Genomic DNA, 15,876 nt, shown 5'->3' with positions numbered 1-15,876 from the left:
CTTACTCCTGTTCCGCCGGTGCGTCTGCGCCCGGGGCGCGCTGCTGTGCCTGGACCTGGGCCTGGTTCTGCGCCTGGGCCTGGGCCTGGGCCTGGGCTTGCGCGATAGCGCGCTGGTTCTGTTCCTGCAGTGCTTTCAGCACTTCCTGGGTCGGGCCAAACATATTGACCACGCCGTCACGCAGCAGCAGCAACTTGGTGGTGGCCGAGATCACGCTGGTCCGGTGCGTGATCAGCACGATCGTCTTGCCGCGCTGGCGCAGGTCATTCACCGCCTGCACCAGTGCCGCCTCGCCCACTTCGTCCAGATTTGAATTCGGTTCGTCCAGCACGATCAGCGAGGGGTCGCCATACATGGCACGGGCCAGGCCGAGACGCTGCTTCTGGCCGCCGGACAGGCCGGCGCCGGCATCGCCCAGCGGAGTGTCGTAACCCTTCGGCAGGTGCAGGATCATATCGTGCACGCCGGCGCGCTTGGCCGCCAGCACCACTTTTTCCGGGTCCGCATCACCGAAACGGGCGATGTTGTCGCTCACGGTGCCGCTGAACAGTTCAATATCCTGCGGCAGGTAGCCGATATGGGGCCCCAGTTCAGCCTTGTTCCACTGGTAGATGTCAGCCCCGTCCAGGCGCACCTTGCCCGCGGCTGACGGCCAGATGCCCACCAGCAGGCGTGCCAGCGTCGACTTGCCGCAGCCGCTCGGGCCAATCACGCCCAGCACATCGCCGGCGCCAATGGCGAAATTGAGGTTGCGCAACACCGGTACGGTGACATTCGGCGGTGCCGCCGTCACCGCTTCAACCGAGACCTTGCCGGTCGGTTTCGGCAAGGCCATGCCAACTTCCCGTGCAGGGAAAGCGGCCAGCAGCATGGTCAGGCGCTCGTAGGCGCTGCGGGTCGCCGCAAAGCTCTTCCACACGCCGATCACGGACTGTACCGGGCCCAGCGCGCGGCCGACCAGGATCGACGCGGCAATCATCATGCCGGGCGTGATCTTATGTTCCAGCACCAGCAGTGCGCCAAAGCCCAGAATCAGGGACTGCAGCGAAACCTGCACGAACTTGGTGACGGCGCTCACAATGCCGGCCTTCTCGCTAGCCTCCGCCTGCAGCGTCAGGAACTTGGTGTGCAGCTTGAACCAGCGGGCCTGCAGGTTCGGCAGCATGCCCATGGACTCAATCACTTCCGCATTGCGCAGATTATTGGTGGCCAAGTTGTTGGCGGCGATTGCCATGGTGTTGGCATCTGCCAGCGGCTTGTGCGACACCTTCTCGTTGATGAAGGCCAGCGCCACCAGCACCACGCTGCCACACAGCGCGAACACGCCCAGCGAAGGCTGGAAGATAAAGATCACGACCAGGTAGATCGGGAACCAGGGGGCGTCGAAGAAGGCGAACAGTCCATTCCCGGTCAGGAACTGGCGGATATTGGTCAGGTCCATCAGCGCCTGGCCCGCATTGGTACCGCCGCCTTTCAGGTTTTGCTCGAAGGCGGCCGTGTATACCCGCTTGTTCATTTCAAGGTCGAAACGGGCGCCCACACGTACCAGCACGAAACTGCGCACCAGGTCGAGGGCGCTGACCAGGGCCAATGCCCCCAGGATCATCAGCGTCAGCATCAGCAGCGTGATTTCATTCTGGCTTTGCAGCACCCTGTCGTACACCTGCAACATGTACAGGGACGGCATCAGCATCAGCATATTGCTGATGGCGCTGAACACGCCCACGGTGATGAAGGTGCTCTTGAACAGTGCTAAAGCCTGTTCAATTTCATTCTTTGCTTTGAATAGTTTGTTTTTCATTGATTACCTCTGGCGAGCTCGGGCGCCCGCATCGCGTGCCGAGATTATCCCCTAAAAAACGCGAGAAATGTGATTTACGTCACAAAATATTTGTATCTAGTTGTACTGGCAAAAAAAAGCCGCTGCCCGCAGGCAACGGCTGGACACTTGCCGGGCGATCTCAGGCAAGAGCGAGAATCAGCGCCTTGTGGTCGATCGAACCGGTCAGCTTGACCAAGGTATCGCCTTCCGTAATCTGGCCGTCCGCTACGGAGTCCTGATAGATATAGGTGTTGCCGCCGAAATCGAACACCAATGCATCATGCCCGGTGTCGGCATTCTCGGCGATAGCTGCCTCGCGCAATATGAGATCGAGATCCTTCAGGCTGGCCAAAGGCTTCCAGGTCACCGCATTCAGCGAACCGTTGTTGATATCGATCTGGTCCGAAGTGGAGCGCAACGCAGTGCCGTCGGCATTCAAGGTCAGTTGCAAGCCGGTCACCGTGTCCATCGACGTGGCGCCCAGACCGCCATAACGCGAGGCCGTCAGCGTGACGTGGTCAATGGCAATCCCCAGCTTGATGGTCTCGGCCAGCGTATTCGAGGACGTATAGTGGAGGGCGTCAATGGCTGCGCCGCGGGCATCCACGCTGCTGAGCGCGGAAGCGTCCACCGTTACCAGCTTGGTGCCATTATTATTGTCTATCCATGCCGCGCCATTGCCGCGGATCGTCAGCGAGCGCAGGTTCCCCAACTCGGTATACGGACCGGTGTGGTTGGTATCGTCCGCGATGCCCAGGCCGGTAGCGATGGTAATCGTCGCCGCCGCAACCGTGCGGCCGCTATTGATGCCGCTGTTCAACGTGACCACGGCAGTCTGCACATCACCCGTCAGCGTGATGTCGGCCTCCCCTGACGCGGTGCCCGACTTGGCATTTACCGTCAGATCCAGCGTGGCCGCCCGTGCCGTGATGGTGGTCGAGTCCGTATACGCGGTGAGATGGAGCGTGCCGGCATACTTCGTCGCGGACGGTGCCGCCCCGCCGTCGCCCGGCTCACCGGTCGCCGCAGCGACATAGCCGGCCGCCGTGGCCTGCATATCGCCGCCGGTGCTCACACTCTGGTGCGCGGCAACGCCGGTAATCACGCCGCCGGCATTGAAGCGGAAGCTTTCGAAGTCCCAAAAGCGGCCCGCATCAAAGGCGGTGCTGCCGCCGCCGGTGCCCACGTTCGGGTCGTACACCGGCAAGCCGGCATTCAGGCGGACGGTATAGGCGACCGCTGCATCCACCTTGCTTTCAAGGTAGAGCGTATCCGGCCCCCGTGCCGGATCCTGCTGCGCGGATGCCGCCACTTCGGCCACGATGGTGTCCACCGTATACACCCCCTTCTGCAGCCCCGATGCCCAGAACTCGCGGCCAGCCGGATCGGCGGCACGGTTAAACAGATTCTGGTACACCGTGTCGACCACGGCTTCCGGTGTTTTGCCGGCGTATTTGAACTTGTATTCGTCGGTCTTGGCGAACTGCTGGCTGATGGCCGTCAGCGGGACGCCCTTGAGCACGCTGTCGGTCCAGAACGCCAGGCCCTTGCTGTCGGCCGGGCGGTTGAAATACGCGATGTACAACTGTTGAATCGATTGGGTCAGGCTTGCCATGTGGACTCCGGAAAGGCGCTTTTACCGTGGCAGGATGCACGGCATGCAACGAATCATATTGCCGACCTTCAACTGGAAGGTCAAGTGCAGGCGAAAAAAAACCCGCTGCGAACAGCGGGTTTGGATCCAGTACCCGGTGCAAGCACCGGGTATAGGGAATCGCTTAGACGGTTGCCAGAGCGATGATCAGGGTGTCCAGATCAACGGTGCCGGTCAGTTTCACAACCGTGTCGGCTGCATCGATCGAGCCAGCGGTGCCTGCGTCAACGAAGACGTAGGTGTCGCTGCCGAACTTGAAGACCAGGTTGTTGCCAACGCTCGAAGCTGCTGCATCCTTCAGTGCCAGATCGAAGTCGGTCTGGGTGGTGGTGAACTTCAGGAACGCGCCAGCTGCGCCAACGGTGAGTTGGTCGGACACACCCACGTCCAGCGCGGTACCAGCAGCGTCCAGCACCAGGTGCAGGCCGGTCACGGTGTCCACCGCGCCGTAGGTCGATGCCGTCAGGGTGATCTCGTCAACGCCTGCGCCCAGCTTGATGGTTTCCACGCCGGTGTTAGCCGAAGTGTAGACCAGGCCGGTGGTTGCATCGCCAGCTGCGTCCACGCTGGCCAGCGCGGATGCGTCCACGGTTGCCAGTTTGGTGCCGTTGGCGTTGGTTACGTTGGCCACGCCGTTGCCGGTCAGGGTCAGGGTGGTCAGTGCTTCCAGGCCGGTTGGCGACGCGGTCGACGCGGTGTCAACAGTGGTCAGGTTCAGGGTAGCGATGGTGAAGCTGTCGTCCGAGGTGTCCACGCCGTGGGTCAGGGTCACGGTAGCGGTCTTCGCGTCGCCGGTCAGGGTTGCAGCGGTGTCAGCAGCGCCAGCGCCGGTGTGGCCAACAACGTTCAGTTTCACGTCGTTCGCGCCCACGGTCACGGTGGCGTTCGACACAGCGGTCACGTCCAGGGTGCCGGCGTAGGTGGTCGAGGAAGCAGCGGTGGTGCTTGGCACATAGCCGGAAGCACGTGCCGACAGAGCAGCAGCAGTCACCAGGGACTGGTCAGCAGCAACAGCGCTCACGAAGCCGCCCTGATCGAAGACGAACTCTTTGTACTGGGTCAGTTTCGATGCGTCCAGGTTGGCGCCGCTGGTGAAGGCGGTACCCACAGCGGTCGTGGTGAAGTTCAGGCTTTCGAAGTTCTTCAGCACTTTGGTGTAGACGATGTAGTCGTCGGCCACGTAGGTTGCCTTGCCGTCGATAGCGATGGTGTCGGTGCCAGCGCCGCCGTCGATCACGTCGGTGGTCTTCACGGTGCCCGTCACTGCGATCACGTCGTCGCCTTCGCCGCCGGTGACGTTGTAGGTCACGTCGGTAGCGATGGTCAGGTCGATTTCGTCGTCGCCAGCGCCAGCATTCACGGCTGCGGTACCAGCTGCCAGTGCGGTGATCGACACGGTGATCGAGTCGTCGCCAGCGCCGGTGGTCAGCGATGCAGCTTTCACGGTGGCAGTCAGTTCGGTAGCGATTTCAACTGCGTCATCGCCGGAGCCGGTGGTGATGGTTGCCACGTCGGTATCGCCAACGAAGGTGATGTCGCCGCTCGAAGCGCTTGCATTGACGGTTGCCACTTTCTTGGTCGAAGCAGTGTCGGTAACTACCAGGGTGGTGGTCACAGCGCTGTTCAGGGTGAAGGTGGTTGCGTCTTCAGCAACGGTTGCGGTCAGCGCCAGGCTGGCAGCATCGGAACCAGCGTAAGCAGCGTTGTCAGCCAGGGCGCCGGACACGGTCACGGAGGTCAGCTTGGAGCCGCCAACAGCCAGGGTCGACACGTTAGCAGCAGCATCGCCAGCCACGTCAGCCAGAGCGATGGTCACGCCAGCAGTCGAAGCGGTTACGTCCAGGGCTGCATCGGAGATCGTGCGGAAGCCGGCGGTGGTGGTAGCGCCCACGCCAACGATCTTGTTGGCCTGGCCGTTTTGCCACACAGCGGTCGCGCCAACGAAACCAGCGGCGTTCACGCCAGCGGCTTCGCCGAACTGGGTTGCAGCGGTGGTGCCTTCGTTGTAGATGTTGATGGTTTCAACATTCTTCACGGTGCCTTGCTGGGTCAGGTTGACGGTGCCGTCAGCGTAGATGTTCAGGGTGTCTTTACCCGCGCCGCCGTCGATCACGTCGAAAGCGCCCAGGGTGGTCGCAGCCACGCCGGTGGTTGGGTTGATCGACAGCGCGTTGAACGTGTCGTTGGCAGCGGTGCCGGCTGGGGTATCCACAGCGATGGTCAGGGCGGTGGTGGTGCCCACGCCTGCGCCGCCGTCGATGATTGCGGAACCGGTGGCAGCCAGGCCAGCTTTAGCAGCGGTCAGGGTTGCGTCGTTGGTCACGCCAGCCAGGTATTGGGTGGCGATGCCGTTTGCCGAGCCGGTCGAGTAAGCAACGCGGGCAGCCACATCGGTGTTCAGGTAGTCGGTGAAGGCAACAGCGGCCGCCACTTTGCTCTGGATAGCGATGGTGTCTGGGCCCTTGGCTGGGTCTTGCTGTGCGGAAGCAGCAACGGACTCAACGATGTTGTCGATGGTCAGCACTTTGCGGCTCAGCAGGTCGGACCAGTAGTTCAGGCCGGTGGAATCTGGCAGACGGTTGAACAGGTTCTGGTAAATGGTAGCAACCACTGCGTCAGGAGTCTTGCCGCCGTAGGTAGCGGTGTACTCAGGGGCCTTGGCGAATTCTTTGGAGATCGTGGCCAGGGAGGTACCCGAGTTCAGGGCGTTCACCCAGAAGTTCACACCGGCGACATCCCCTGGACGGTTGTAGTAGGCGAGGTAAAGCTGTTGAATCTGTTCGGTTGGCGTAGCCATTGTATGAAGCTCCTAGAAAAATTTCGAAATTGAACTGTTCGATCACACTCACGTGAACGTAAGAATGCGTATCGAATCATGGCAGAAGACATGGAAGTGAAATGTGACAGCCGTCACAATTTCGCGTCTATATCGTCTCTTTCTTTGCTAAAAAGCGACAGAAATTACCACGCGGGCCATTATGGCGAAGCCTAATCAGGAATGCAACGGAATTTCTGTGGCGATTTGTAAGAATGCCTCAGCGTCGATAATAAGATGAGTTCCGCAAGTCTTTGCCCGAATTCTCTCCAATGTTCACGCCCATATTATTAGCGCGCCCCAGCAAACAAAACACCCCATAGGCCTTTCAGCCTATAGGGTGCAGACGCGGTATAAGGGTACTGGCGTTTTATGCGATGCTTTTTACTTCACGGCGTTCCATGTGGTGGCGCCGGATATAACCTTCCGGTCATTCAACAAACCCTGGAACAAATACGCTGCGGAATCCGCATTCAGCGCGCCAGTCACCGTCATATTATTGTCACTGGTGAAGCGATTGGTCGAACTGAATACGCCGTCTTTTGCCAGCATGCCCGTCGAGGCCATCTTGTAGCGCTCGGATTCGTGGATCGCATCGAAGCTGGTGGTGAAGCTGGCCTTGCCGAAGTCAACCGCGAGCTGCGCGTTTTCGATACTGGCCGAGCTCCGGGCCTGGGTCAGGGTATTGCGTACCGATGCTTCCCCCGAGGCCAGGGAGAAGCCAATACTGCCTTTTTCAGGGACGGCGTAGTCAGCGCCCGTATTACTGCGGAACAAAGCGTAGACCTCGTTCAGGGCAATGCGGTCGGCGCCGACTTTACCAACCGCCGAGTTAGCTGGTTTGTCGGCGTATGCCTGCCAGCGGCCCCAGCTGATTTCCTTATATGGCGCACCAGTTTCCACCACCGGCGGCGGCGTGACCACCGGTGGCTTCTCGGTCGACGGACCGCTGACGCCGGGGTTGTTATTCAGCTGCACCTGCACCGCCAGGTTGCCGACTTTCAGCGGCTCCAGGCTGGGCTCCACGCCGCCGGCCTTGGCCACCGGCTCGTCGGCACGCGGCGGCACCAACACGTCCGGCGCCAGCGCGCCGCTCTGCAACAGCTGGGGCGCGGCCTGGCCGCGGCTGACCTGCAGCAGCTGGCCCTTCTGGCCGGCCGACAGTTCGCGCGCCGTCGCGCCTTCACAGGGACCGCTGCCGTCCGGGCTGCAGGAGCCGCCGAAGCCGCTCATCGTGATGGCGCCGGACACCACCGCCACGCGCGCCGTGTCGCGGTCGGCAAACACGGTAAAATCAGTGCCGCGCACGCCGATGGCGGCCACCGGCGTATTGAAACGGAAGTTCTGGCGGGCCTGCTTCACGGCCTCGCCGGACTGGCTGCGCACCACGCCGCCCAGCAGTTCCAGCTTGACGCGGGTATTGGACGGGTTGGCGCGGTCCACGTGGTAGGCCGCGATGCGCGCCTTCGTGTTCGGGCGCAGGATGAACAGGCCGTTGTCCACCGTTTTGACATAGATATAGCCATCGGCGCCGGTGCTCAGCAGCGCGCCTTCCTGGACCGCCGCGCCCTGTTGCGCGGATTTCTCGGCGACCTGGGCGGAACCGGCGACAAAAATGATCTTCCCTGCCTCGGCAGCAGCGGCCTGTTGCGCACAGAGCGCCAGCGCAGCGATGAAGAATGATTGACGCAGCATGATAGAAGTTCCCCTTTTGCCTGAAGTATGCCGCACAGGACAAGACCTGCCGTGACGACCATCACATTGTTACTGATTTTCTGCAAGGCTTCCCTTATCTTTACATCTTGTATCAATAAGTGTTGTCCACAGTCACAGTGTTGCAATTAAGATATAATTTGTCTTTTCTGCACTGACCGAATGAAATTGCCCGCTGCCCTCGCTCCTGTCCAGCTGATCCGCCTCGCGATTGCGCTGGCGGCCGTGCTGCTGACGGCCTGGCCGCAGTGGCAGGCCATTCCTGGCCAGTCCTGGTTCGGCGATGAATGGCTGCGCGACCAGTTCCTGCGCCTGCAGGTCGGCGCGGCACCCGAACCGCGCGTGCTGGTGGTCGATATCGACGAGAGCAGCATGGCCAGCCTGGGTCCCTGGCCCTGGCCACGCGCCCGCCTGGCCGACCTGATGGAAATCCTGCTGGATAACTACCAGGCACGCGGGGTGGCGCTCGACATCGTGCTGCCGCGCCCGGCCGATGCCGCCGGCGACCAGCGCCTGGCGCTGCTGGCGGCCCATGCGCCGCTGGTGCTGCCCCAGGCCTTCGATTTCAACAACACCCGTCCCGAGCCGCTGCGCGAAGGCGTACTGGCCGGCGCCCTGCCGCAAACCGCCGCCGTGCCGCCGGACGCCCCGGCCGCCACCGGCTATATCGGCAACCATGCAGGCCTGGCGGGCGCTGCCCATGTCGGCAATATCGGCTTCATTCCGGATGCCGACGGCACCCTGCGCCGCATTGCACTGCTGACCACCTTCGAAGGCCGGGCCTATCCCACGCTGCAGCTCGCCCTGCTGTCCTGCTGCAGCGGGCAGCCGGTGCCGCAGCAGCCCGGCAGCACGCTGGCCCGAATCCGCTACCAGCGCGACTGGAGTGCCTATACCGTGGTGTCCGCCGCCGACATCCTGAAGCAGGCGATCGACCCGGCCAGCGCGGCGGGCCGCTACGTTGTGGTGGGCTCTTCCTCGCTGGGGCTGGCCGACCGCGTGACCACGCCGCTGGCCGCCAACCGTCCCGGCCTGGGGGTGCAGGCCACGGTGCTGAGCACCCTGCTCGACCGCCAGGCCGGCCTGGCGCCCGCCCCCTGGCCGGGCCGGGTGCTCGCCGTCCTGTTCGCCCTGCTGGCCACGGCCCTGGCCAGCTTTGCCCTGCCGCGCCTGTCGGCTGTTGCGGGCACTGCAATGCTGGGCCTGAGCGCCCTCGCATGGCTGCTGCTGGCGGCGTGGATCGTGCCGCACGACGAGCTGCTGGTGACGACCGGGCCGCTGGCCAGCCTGCTGTTCCTGCTGGCCGTGGCCGTGCCCTTCCAGTGGCAGCTGGCGCAGCGCCGCTCGCGCAGCCTGCTGCATACGCTGCGCCAGTACGTGGCGCCCTCGGTGGTGCAGGAACTGCTGCGGCGCGACCTGAAGGATCCGCTGACTCCGCGCCACCTCGACGTCACCACCCTGATCGCCGATATGCAGGGCTATACCAGCCATGTGGAGTCCTTGCCGGTGGAAGAAGGCGCCGCCCTGACCAGCACCTTCCTGGCCTGCCTGACGGCGCCCGTGATCGACAAGCAGGGCACGCTGGACAAGTACACCGGCGACGGCCTGGTGGCATTTTGGGGCGCACCTTTGGCACAGGAAGCACACGCCGACTTGGCACTGGAAGCGGCGCGTGATATCGTGCGCCGCGTGCAAGTGTTGAGCGCGCAGCGCGTGGCCGCCGGCTTCGCGCCGCTGCGGGTGCGCATCGGCATAGAAAGCGGGCCGGCCATGGCAGGCGATTTCGGCACCAGCTTCCGCAGTATTTATACCGCTGTGGGCGATAGCGTCAACACCGCTTCCCGCCTCGAACAGGCCGCGCGCGACTATCCATACGATGTGATCGTTGGCGCCGGCACGGTGGCCCGCGCGCGGCGCCACCAGTTCCTGCTGCTCGGCGAACGCCTGCTGCGCGGCAAGGAAAAGCCTGCCACCTTATACACGATAGCCCCCAGCATGGATGCAGTAGTGACAAGCACTCCCGGCGCCACGGAAAGGCGCGCATGAACCGGTCGTTCTGGCTTGGCGGCCTGCTGCTGCTCGCCCTGTGCAACGGCGCCCGCGCCGAAGACGAGGTGCCGCCGGCGTCCGACCCACAGGAACTGTACCGTGCTGCCCTGCAGTCGATCGCGGAAGGCCGCCGCACCGACGCCAGCGACACGCTGAAGCGCGTGATCGAGCAGGAACCGCTGCACGCGGGCGCCTGGCTCGACCTTGCCCTGCTGCAGTGCAGCCTGGGCTACCGGGCCGAGGCCGAACGCCTGTTCGCCAATATCGAACAGCAGTTCGCGCCGCCGCCGGAAATCCAGAAACTGATCGACGAGGCGCGGGCCCAGCGCTGCGACCGCTGGGAAGCGCGCAGCCAGTACATGCTGGCGGCCGGCCGCGGCATCGAGCAGAACGTGAACCAGGGCGCCAACAGCGCGGTCTACCAGCCGCAACCGGGGTCGGACGACCTGATCCTGCTGCCCGAATTCCTGCCGCAGCACGACCAGTACCTGCAATTTACCGGCGACTACCTGCGCGACATCACGGCCAACGGCAGCAGCCTGTTCGTGCAGTTCCAGGGCCGCCGCTACGACCGCCTGCACGATTACGACAGCGCCACCCTGTTCGCCGGCGTGGAGTCGCCCTGGCGCTTCGGCAAATGGACCTTGCGCACGTCCGGCACCCTGGGCCTGATGACGCTGGGCGGCCATTACTACCAGCGCCAGGCCTCGGTGCAGGCCAATATCGGCCCGCCGCTGCCCCTGCCGCGCAGCCTGCAGTTCAATGTGACGGCCGGCTTCACCCACGTGGATTACATCACGCTGACCAATTTCCGCGGCAACACGATGGACCTGCGTGGCCAGTTCACCTACCGCGCGGGCGCCCATTATGCGAGCGCCGGCTTCGGCCTGCTGAACGACCACGCCACGGCCAACCGTCCTGGCGGCGACCGCCACGGCACGCTCACCAACCTGCTGTACCGCCACCGCTGGCCGAACGAAGTGAGCGGCGAACTGGGCTTCACGCGCCAGACCTGGCGCGGCCAGACCGCCTATGCGCCGGGCCTGATCGACCAGGTGCGCGACCAGAAATCGCATGTGCTGCGCGCCAGCGTCAACTATCCGCTGTCGCGCAACCAGAACCTGCAGGTGGAAGTGCGCGATGTGCGCAACAAGGAAAACATTTCTATCTTCCAGTACAACAACCGCCAGTTGCAGATCAGCTGGCAGTGGATGGGCTTGTAATTGCTGCATGACTTGATGGCGCACTGGGAGCTGGCGCTGTTCCTGGCCTTCCTGGTGGCGCTGGTGCTGGGCTGCCTGGTGCCGAACCGCTGGCTGCCGCCGCTGCCGAACGACAAGCTGATGCACGCGGCCGCCTTCGCCGTGCTCACCACGCTGGCGCTGCGCATCGCCCAGACCCGGACCGAAGCCCTGTGGTGGCTGGGCGGCCTGCTGCTGGCGGGCTGGGTGATCGAATGCCTGCAGCAGCTGCTGCCGGACCGCGGCTTCTCCTGGCGCGACATGGCGGCCAATGCCGCCGGCATCGCGGCCGCCACGGCGGCGTTCGGGCTCAGCAACCTGCTTTGATAGAATAGCGCCATGTCGGCTACCAATCCCATCGATCCCCAAGGCGGAAATCCCGAACTGCCGGATGCGGTTCCCGCGCCGGAACAGCCGCGCAAGCGGGGCACAGTAACCATCCATCTGCGCAAGATTCCGCTGCTGTCGCAACTGAGCGACGAGGAGATCGTGCGCGTCAAAGCCGACATCCGCATCCGCAGCCACAGCAAGCGCGAGGTAGTGCTGCACAAGGGCGGCAGCGGCGACGGCCTGCTGTTCCTGCTGTCCGGCCAGCTGCAGGTGGTGGACATTACCGAAGACGGCCGCGCCATCGGCCTGCGCATGCTGGCGCCCGGCGACTTCTTCGGCGAGATCGCGCTGATCAACAATTCCACCCGCTCCGCCTCCGTGGTGGCCCTGACCGATGTGCTGGTCGCCTTCCTGCCCGCGCCCACCGCCATGCACCTGTTCTCGCACTCGCCTTCGGTGGCGCGCCAGATGCTGCAGCACCTGGCGCAGAAGATCCAGCGCGATTCCGAATTCCGTGCTCTGCTGAGCATTAATAATTCGACCAAGCGCATCTACAACTACCTGTTCCTGATGCGCAAGAAAAAGCCCGATGGCGCCGAGGTGGTGGAAGACCTGCCCACCCACCAGGACATTGCCAATATGATCAATACCAGCCGCGAGACCGTGACCCGCGCGCTGCTGACCCTGGTGCAGCAGGGTATTATCAAAAAAGACTCGCACAAGCTCATCATCCTCGACCGCGAAGGGCTGGAGAAGCTGATGCAGGGCGCGGCGTAACAAGGTGTTACGGTAGTGCCAAGCTGGCAACGCGCTACGGTATAATCCGTGGTTTCGCTTATTACTTGACAGCAATTTTTAGTCTGTCACTTCCACCCCGATGACACATTTTGACTTGCCGGTTTCGCAAGGAGGCGGCGCATGATCCGTGCTTCCATGCTGCGCGCGCTGTGGACCTACCGCGGCTTCGTGCTGGGCAGCGTCAAGCGTGAATTCCAGGCCAAATACCGCAACACCATGCTGGGTGCGGCGTGGACGGTGCTGAACCCGCTCGCCATGGTGCTGGTGTACACGGTGATCTTCGCCCAGGTCATGAAGAGCAAGCTGCCGGGCGTGGACTCCAGCCTGGCCTACAGCATCTACCTGTGCGCGGGCGTGCTGACCTGGGGCCTGTTCGCCGAGATTACGGCGCGCGCCCAGTCCATGTTCCTGGAGCAGGCCAACCTGCTGAAAAAAATCAGCTTCCCGCGCATTGCGCTGCCGGTGATCGTGGTGCTGAACGCGGGCCTGAATTTTGCCATCATCTTCGGCATCTTCACGGCCTTCCTTATCGTGTCCGGCAACTTCCCCGGCTGGGTGTTCCTCGCGGTGATTCCGGTGCTGCTGCTGCAGATCGCCTTCGCCATCGGCCTCGGCCTGGTGCTGGGCGTGCTCAATGTGTTCTTCCGCGACGTGGGCCAGTTCTTCGCCATCTTCATCCAGTTCTGGTTCTGGCTGACGCCCATCGTCTACCCGGCCTCCATCCTGCCGGAGCCGGTGCGCCCGCTGCTGGCATGGAACCCGATGGCGGCCATTATCGGCGCCTACCAGGACGTGCTGGTGAGCGGCCGCGCGCCGCACTGGGCCGGCCTGCTGCCGGCGCTGGTCTGCGCCATCCTGCTGTGCATGCTGGGCCTGCAACTGTTCCGCAAGCGCGCCGGAGAAATGGTGGATGAACTCTGATGGGCAGCATCGTCGTCAATCAACTGGGCAAGGCCTATAAACAGTATCCGACGCGCTGGTCGCGGCTGGTGGAATGGGTGCTGCCCTTCCGCGGCCCGCAGCACCGCCTGCGCTGGATCCTGTCCGACATCAGCTTCCATGTATCGCCCGGCGAGGCGGTCGGCCTGATCGGCATTAACGGCGCGGGCAAGAGCACGCTGCTGAAGCTGATCACCGGCACCACCCAGCCCACCACGGGCAGCGTGGCCATGCAGGGCACGGTGGCGGCGCTGCTGGAACTGGGCATGGGCTTCCATCCCGATTTCACGGGGCGCCAGAACGTTTACATGGCGGGCCAGCTGCTCGGCATGCGCGTGGAAGAGATCAGCACGCTGATGCCGGAGATCGAAGCCTTCGCCGAAATCGGCGAATACATCGACCAGCCGGTACGCGTGTACTCCAGCGGCATGCAGATGCGATTGGCCTTCAGCGTGGCCACCGCGCGCCGCCCGGATATCCTGATCGTGGACGAAGCGCTGTCGGTGGGCGATACCTACTTCCAGCACAAGAGCTTCGAGCGCATCCGCAACTACCGGCGCCAGGGCACCACGCTGCTGCTGGTGTCGCACGACAAGCAGGCCATCCAGTCCGTGTGCGACCGCGCCATCCTGCTGGACGGCGGCAAGCTGTCGCGCCAGGGCCCGCCGGAAGAGATCATGGACTACTACAATGCCATGATCGCCGAGCGCGAGAACCAGACCGTGCGCCAGGCCGGCACCAGCATCGGCAAGGTGCAGACCGTGTCCGGCACCGGCGAAGCCACGGTGGCCGATATCGCGCTGCTGAACGAGGCGGGCGAGCGCGTGGAAGTGATCGACGTGGCGGCGCCCGTCACCTTGCAGGTAACAGTGCGCGTGAACGCGCCGATTCCGCGCATGGTGCTGGGCTATATGATCAAGGACCGCCTGGGCCAGCCCATGTTCGGCACCAACACCCACCTGAAGCAGCTGCCGCTGGACGATATGCGGGCCGGCGAAGAAGTGGTATACCGCTTCGCCTTCCCGGCCAACCTGGGCGCCGGCACCTATTCCGTGGCCACGGCCATCGTCAGCACCGAGACCCACCTCGTCAACAACTACGAATGGCGCGACCTGGCGCTGGTGTTCACCGTGGTGAACATGAGCCGTCCGCACTTCGAGGGCTCGGCCTTCCTCGACCCGACGATTGAGATTGAACGGACATGACATTCATTTCCTACGCCCAGAACAGCGAAGACGTCCTGCTGTGGCGCGCGCTGCAGCACGTCGGTAAAGGCTTCTATATCGACATTGGCGCCAACGATCCGGAAGAGCATTCCGTTACCAAGGCCTTCTACGACGCGGGCTGGCACGGCATCAATGTGGAGCCCATGCCGTCCTACCACCAGGTCTTCCTGCGCGAACGCCCGCGCGACATCAACCTCGCGGTAGCCTGCGGCGCGGAAGAAGGCAGCATTACGCTGTTCGACACGCCATCGGTGAACGGCTGGGCCTCCACCGACAGGGACACGGCCATCGCGCACCGCGCGGAAGGCATCGCCGTGGTGGAGACCGAGGTGCCGCTGCGCACCCTGCGCAGCATCTGTGAAGAGCACGTGCGCGGCGATATCCACTTCCTCAAGATCGACGTGGAAGGCTTCGAAGGCGAAGTGCTGAAGGGCATGGACTTCCAGCGCTGGCGCCCCTGGGTGCTGGTGATCGAGGCCACGCTGCCGAACAGCCGCGTGACCGCGCACGAGCGCTGGGAAGGCCTGGTCACGCCGCACGACTACCACTTCGCCTACTTCGATGGCCTGAACCGCTACTACGTGGCGGGCGAGAAGCGCGAGCTGATGCAGGCGCTGTCGGTGCAGGCCAATGTGTTCGACGAATTCATCTTCCACCACCTGGACAAGGCCTGGAAGCGCGGCGCGGCCAGCGATGCGGCAGCCGCCGAAGCGGAACATCGCGCCGCCGAGACCTCGGCCCAGCTGGGCCAGGTGCTGCAGCAGCTCGATGCGGCGCTGGCGCGCGCCGACGATTCCGAGCAGCGCTTCCGCACCGCCGCCAATGCATTACGCGAGGCCGAGCGCGCCAACCAGGTCATCCAGGGCAATGCGGATGCAGCCGAAATCGCCCGCCGCGAAACGGCCGAATGGGCGCTGCAGCTGCAGAAGCAGCTGGCCGACACCTATGCCAGCACCTCATGGCGCGTAACGCGTCCGCTGCGCACGCTGGGGCACTACGGCCGCCTCCGCGAGCGCTGGCCTGCCGTGCGCAAGGTACTGCTGAAGCGCGCACACCAGGCCGCGCGCTGGCTGGCCTCGCAGCAGGCCGTGCGCAAGGCCGTGCTGCCGCTGATGCAGCGCTTCCCGGCGCTGGGCAAACGCCTGATGGGCACCTGGACCACGCTGCGCGACAGCCAGGCCATGCCGCTGCACCAGCCGGGCGTGCCGGCTGACCTGATTCATATGCCGCAATCGGCGCGCAAGGTCCTGGCCGACCTGCAGCGCCTGCGCTCCACCTCGAAACACTGA

11 protein-coding genes are annotated in these 15,876 nt (G+C 63.7%); 7 read left to right on the top strand and 4 right to left on the bottom strand.

What is annotated here, in order from left to right:
• Window position 1 precedes the first annotated feature (1 nt).
• The 4 genes from ACJRPG_RS01610 to ACJRPG_RS01595 form a co-directional block, all read right to left on the bottom strand.
• Entirely contained in the window at window positions 2–1,801 is a 1,800-nt protein-coding gene (locus ACJRPG_RS01610; protein WP_407998293.1) for a type I secretion system permease/ATPase, read from the bottom strand.
• 160 nt (window positions 1,802–1,961) lie between these two features.
• Window positions 1,962–3,437: a DUF4214 domain-containing protein gene (locus tag ACJRPG_RS01605; RefSeq protein WP_407998292.1), complete on the bottom strand. Its 1,476-nt coding sequence runs from the start codon at window positions 3,435–3,437 to the stop codon at window positions 1,962–1,964.
• A 163-nt stretch (window positions 3,438–3,600) separates the two neighbouring features.
• Window positions 3,601–6,273 carry a DUF4214 domain-containing protein gene (locus ACJRPG_RS01600; protein ID WP_407998291.1) on the bottom strand — a complete coding sequence of 891 codons (2,673 nt, stop codon included), beginning with the start codon at window positions 6,271–6,273 and terminating at the stop codon, window positions 3,601–3,603.
• 402 nt (window positions 6,274–6,675) lie between these two features.
• Window positions 6,676–7,986 (bottom strand): FecR family protein, encoded by a 1,311-nt coding sequence (locus tag ACJRPG_RS01595; RefSeq protein ID WP_407998290.1) that lies wholly within the window; start codon window positions 7,984–7,986, stop codon window positions 6,676–6,678.
• A 180-nt stretch (window positions 7,987–8,166) separates the two neighbouring features.
• Here ACJRPG_RS01595 and ACJRPG_RS01590 point away from each other — a divergent pair, with 180 nt between their 5' ends.
• The 7 genes from ACJRPG_RS01590 to ACJRPG_RS01560 all read left to right on the top strand — a co-directional run bounded on the left by ACJRPG_RS01590 (window position 8,167) and on the right by ACJRPG_RS01560 (window position 15,876).
• Entirely contained in the window at window positions 8,167–10,050 is a 1,884-nt protein-coding gene (locus ACJRPG_RS01590; RefSeq protein ID WP_407998289.1) for a CHASE2 domain-containing protein, read from the top strand.
• Entirely contained in the window at window positions 10,047–11,276 is a 1,230-nt protein-coding gene (locus ACJRPG_RS01585) for a tetratricopeptide repeat protein (protein WP_407998288.1), read from the top strand. The genes ACJRPG_RS01590 and ACJRPG_RS01585 overlap by 4 nt, the downstream gene beginning before the upstream one ends.
• Window positions 11,277–11,621 (top strand): VanZ family protein, encoded by a 345-nt coding sequence (locus ACJRPG_RS01580; RefSeq protein ID WP_407998287.1) that lies wholly within the window; start codon window positions 11,277–11,279, stop codon window positions 11,619–11,621.
• A 12-nt stretch (window positions 11,622–11,633) separates the two neighbouring features.
• Window positions 11,634–12,401, top strand: coding sequence for a Crp/Fnr family transcriptional regulator (locus ACJRPG_RS01575; protein ID WP_407998286.1), 768 nt, complete (start codon window positions 11,634–11,636; stop codon window positions 12,399–12,401).
• Window positions 12,402–12,542: 141 nt separating this feature from the next.
• Window positions 12,543–13,343 carry an ABC transporter permease gene (locus ACJRPG_RS01570; protein ID WP_407998285.1) on the top strand — a complete coding sequence of 267 codons (801 nt, stop codon included), beginning with the start codon at window positions 12,543–12,545 and terminating at the stop codon, window positions 13,341–13,343.
• Complete coding sequence (locus tag ACJRPG_RS01565; protein WP_407998284.1) at window positions 13,343–14,566, top strand: ABC transporter ATP-binding protein; 1,224 nt, start codon at window positions 13,343–13,345, stop codon at window positions 14,564–14,566. Before ACJRPG_RS01570 ends, ACJRPG_RS01565 begins: the two co-directional genes overlap by 1 nt.
• Window positions 14,563–15,876, top strand: coding sequence for an FkbM family methyltransferase (locus ACJRPG_RS01560; protein WP_407998283.1), 1,314 nt, complete (start codon window positions 14,563–14,565; stop codon window positions 15,874–15,876). The genes ACJRPG_RS01565 and ACJRPG_RS01560 overlap by 4 nt, the downstream gene beginning before the upstream one ends.

This window comes from Pseudoduganella rhizocola, assembly GCF_045984285.3.
GTDB lineage: Bacteria > Pseudomonadota > Gammaproteobacteria > Burkholderiales > Burkholderiaceae_D > Rugamonas.
This window is presented reverse-complemented; position numbering and strand designations above follow the sequence as displayed.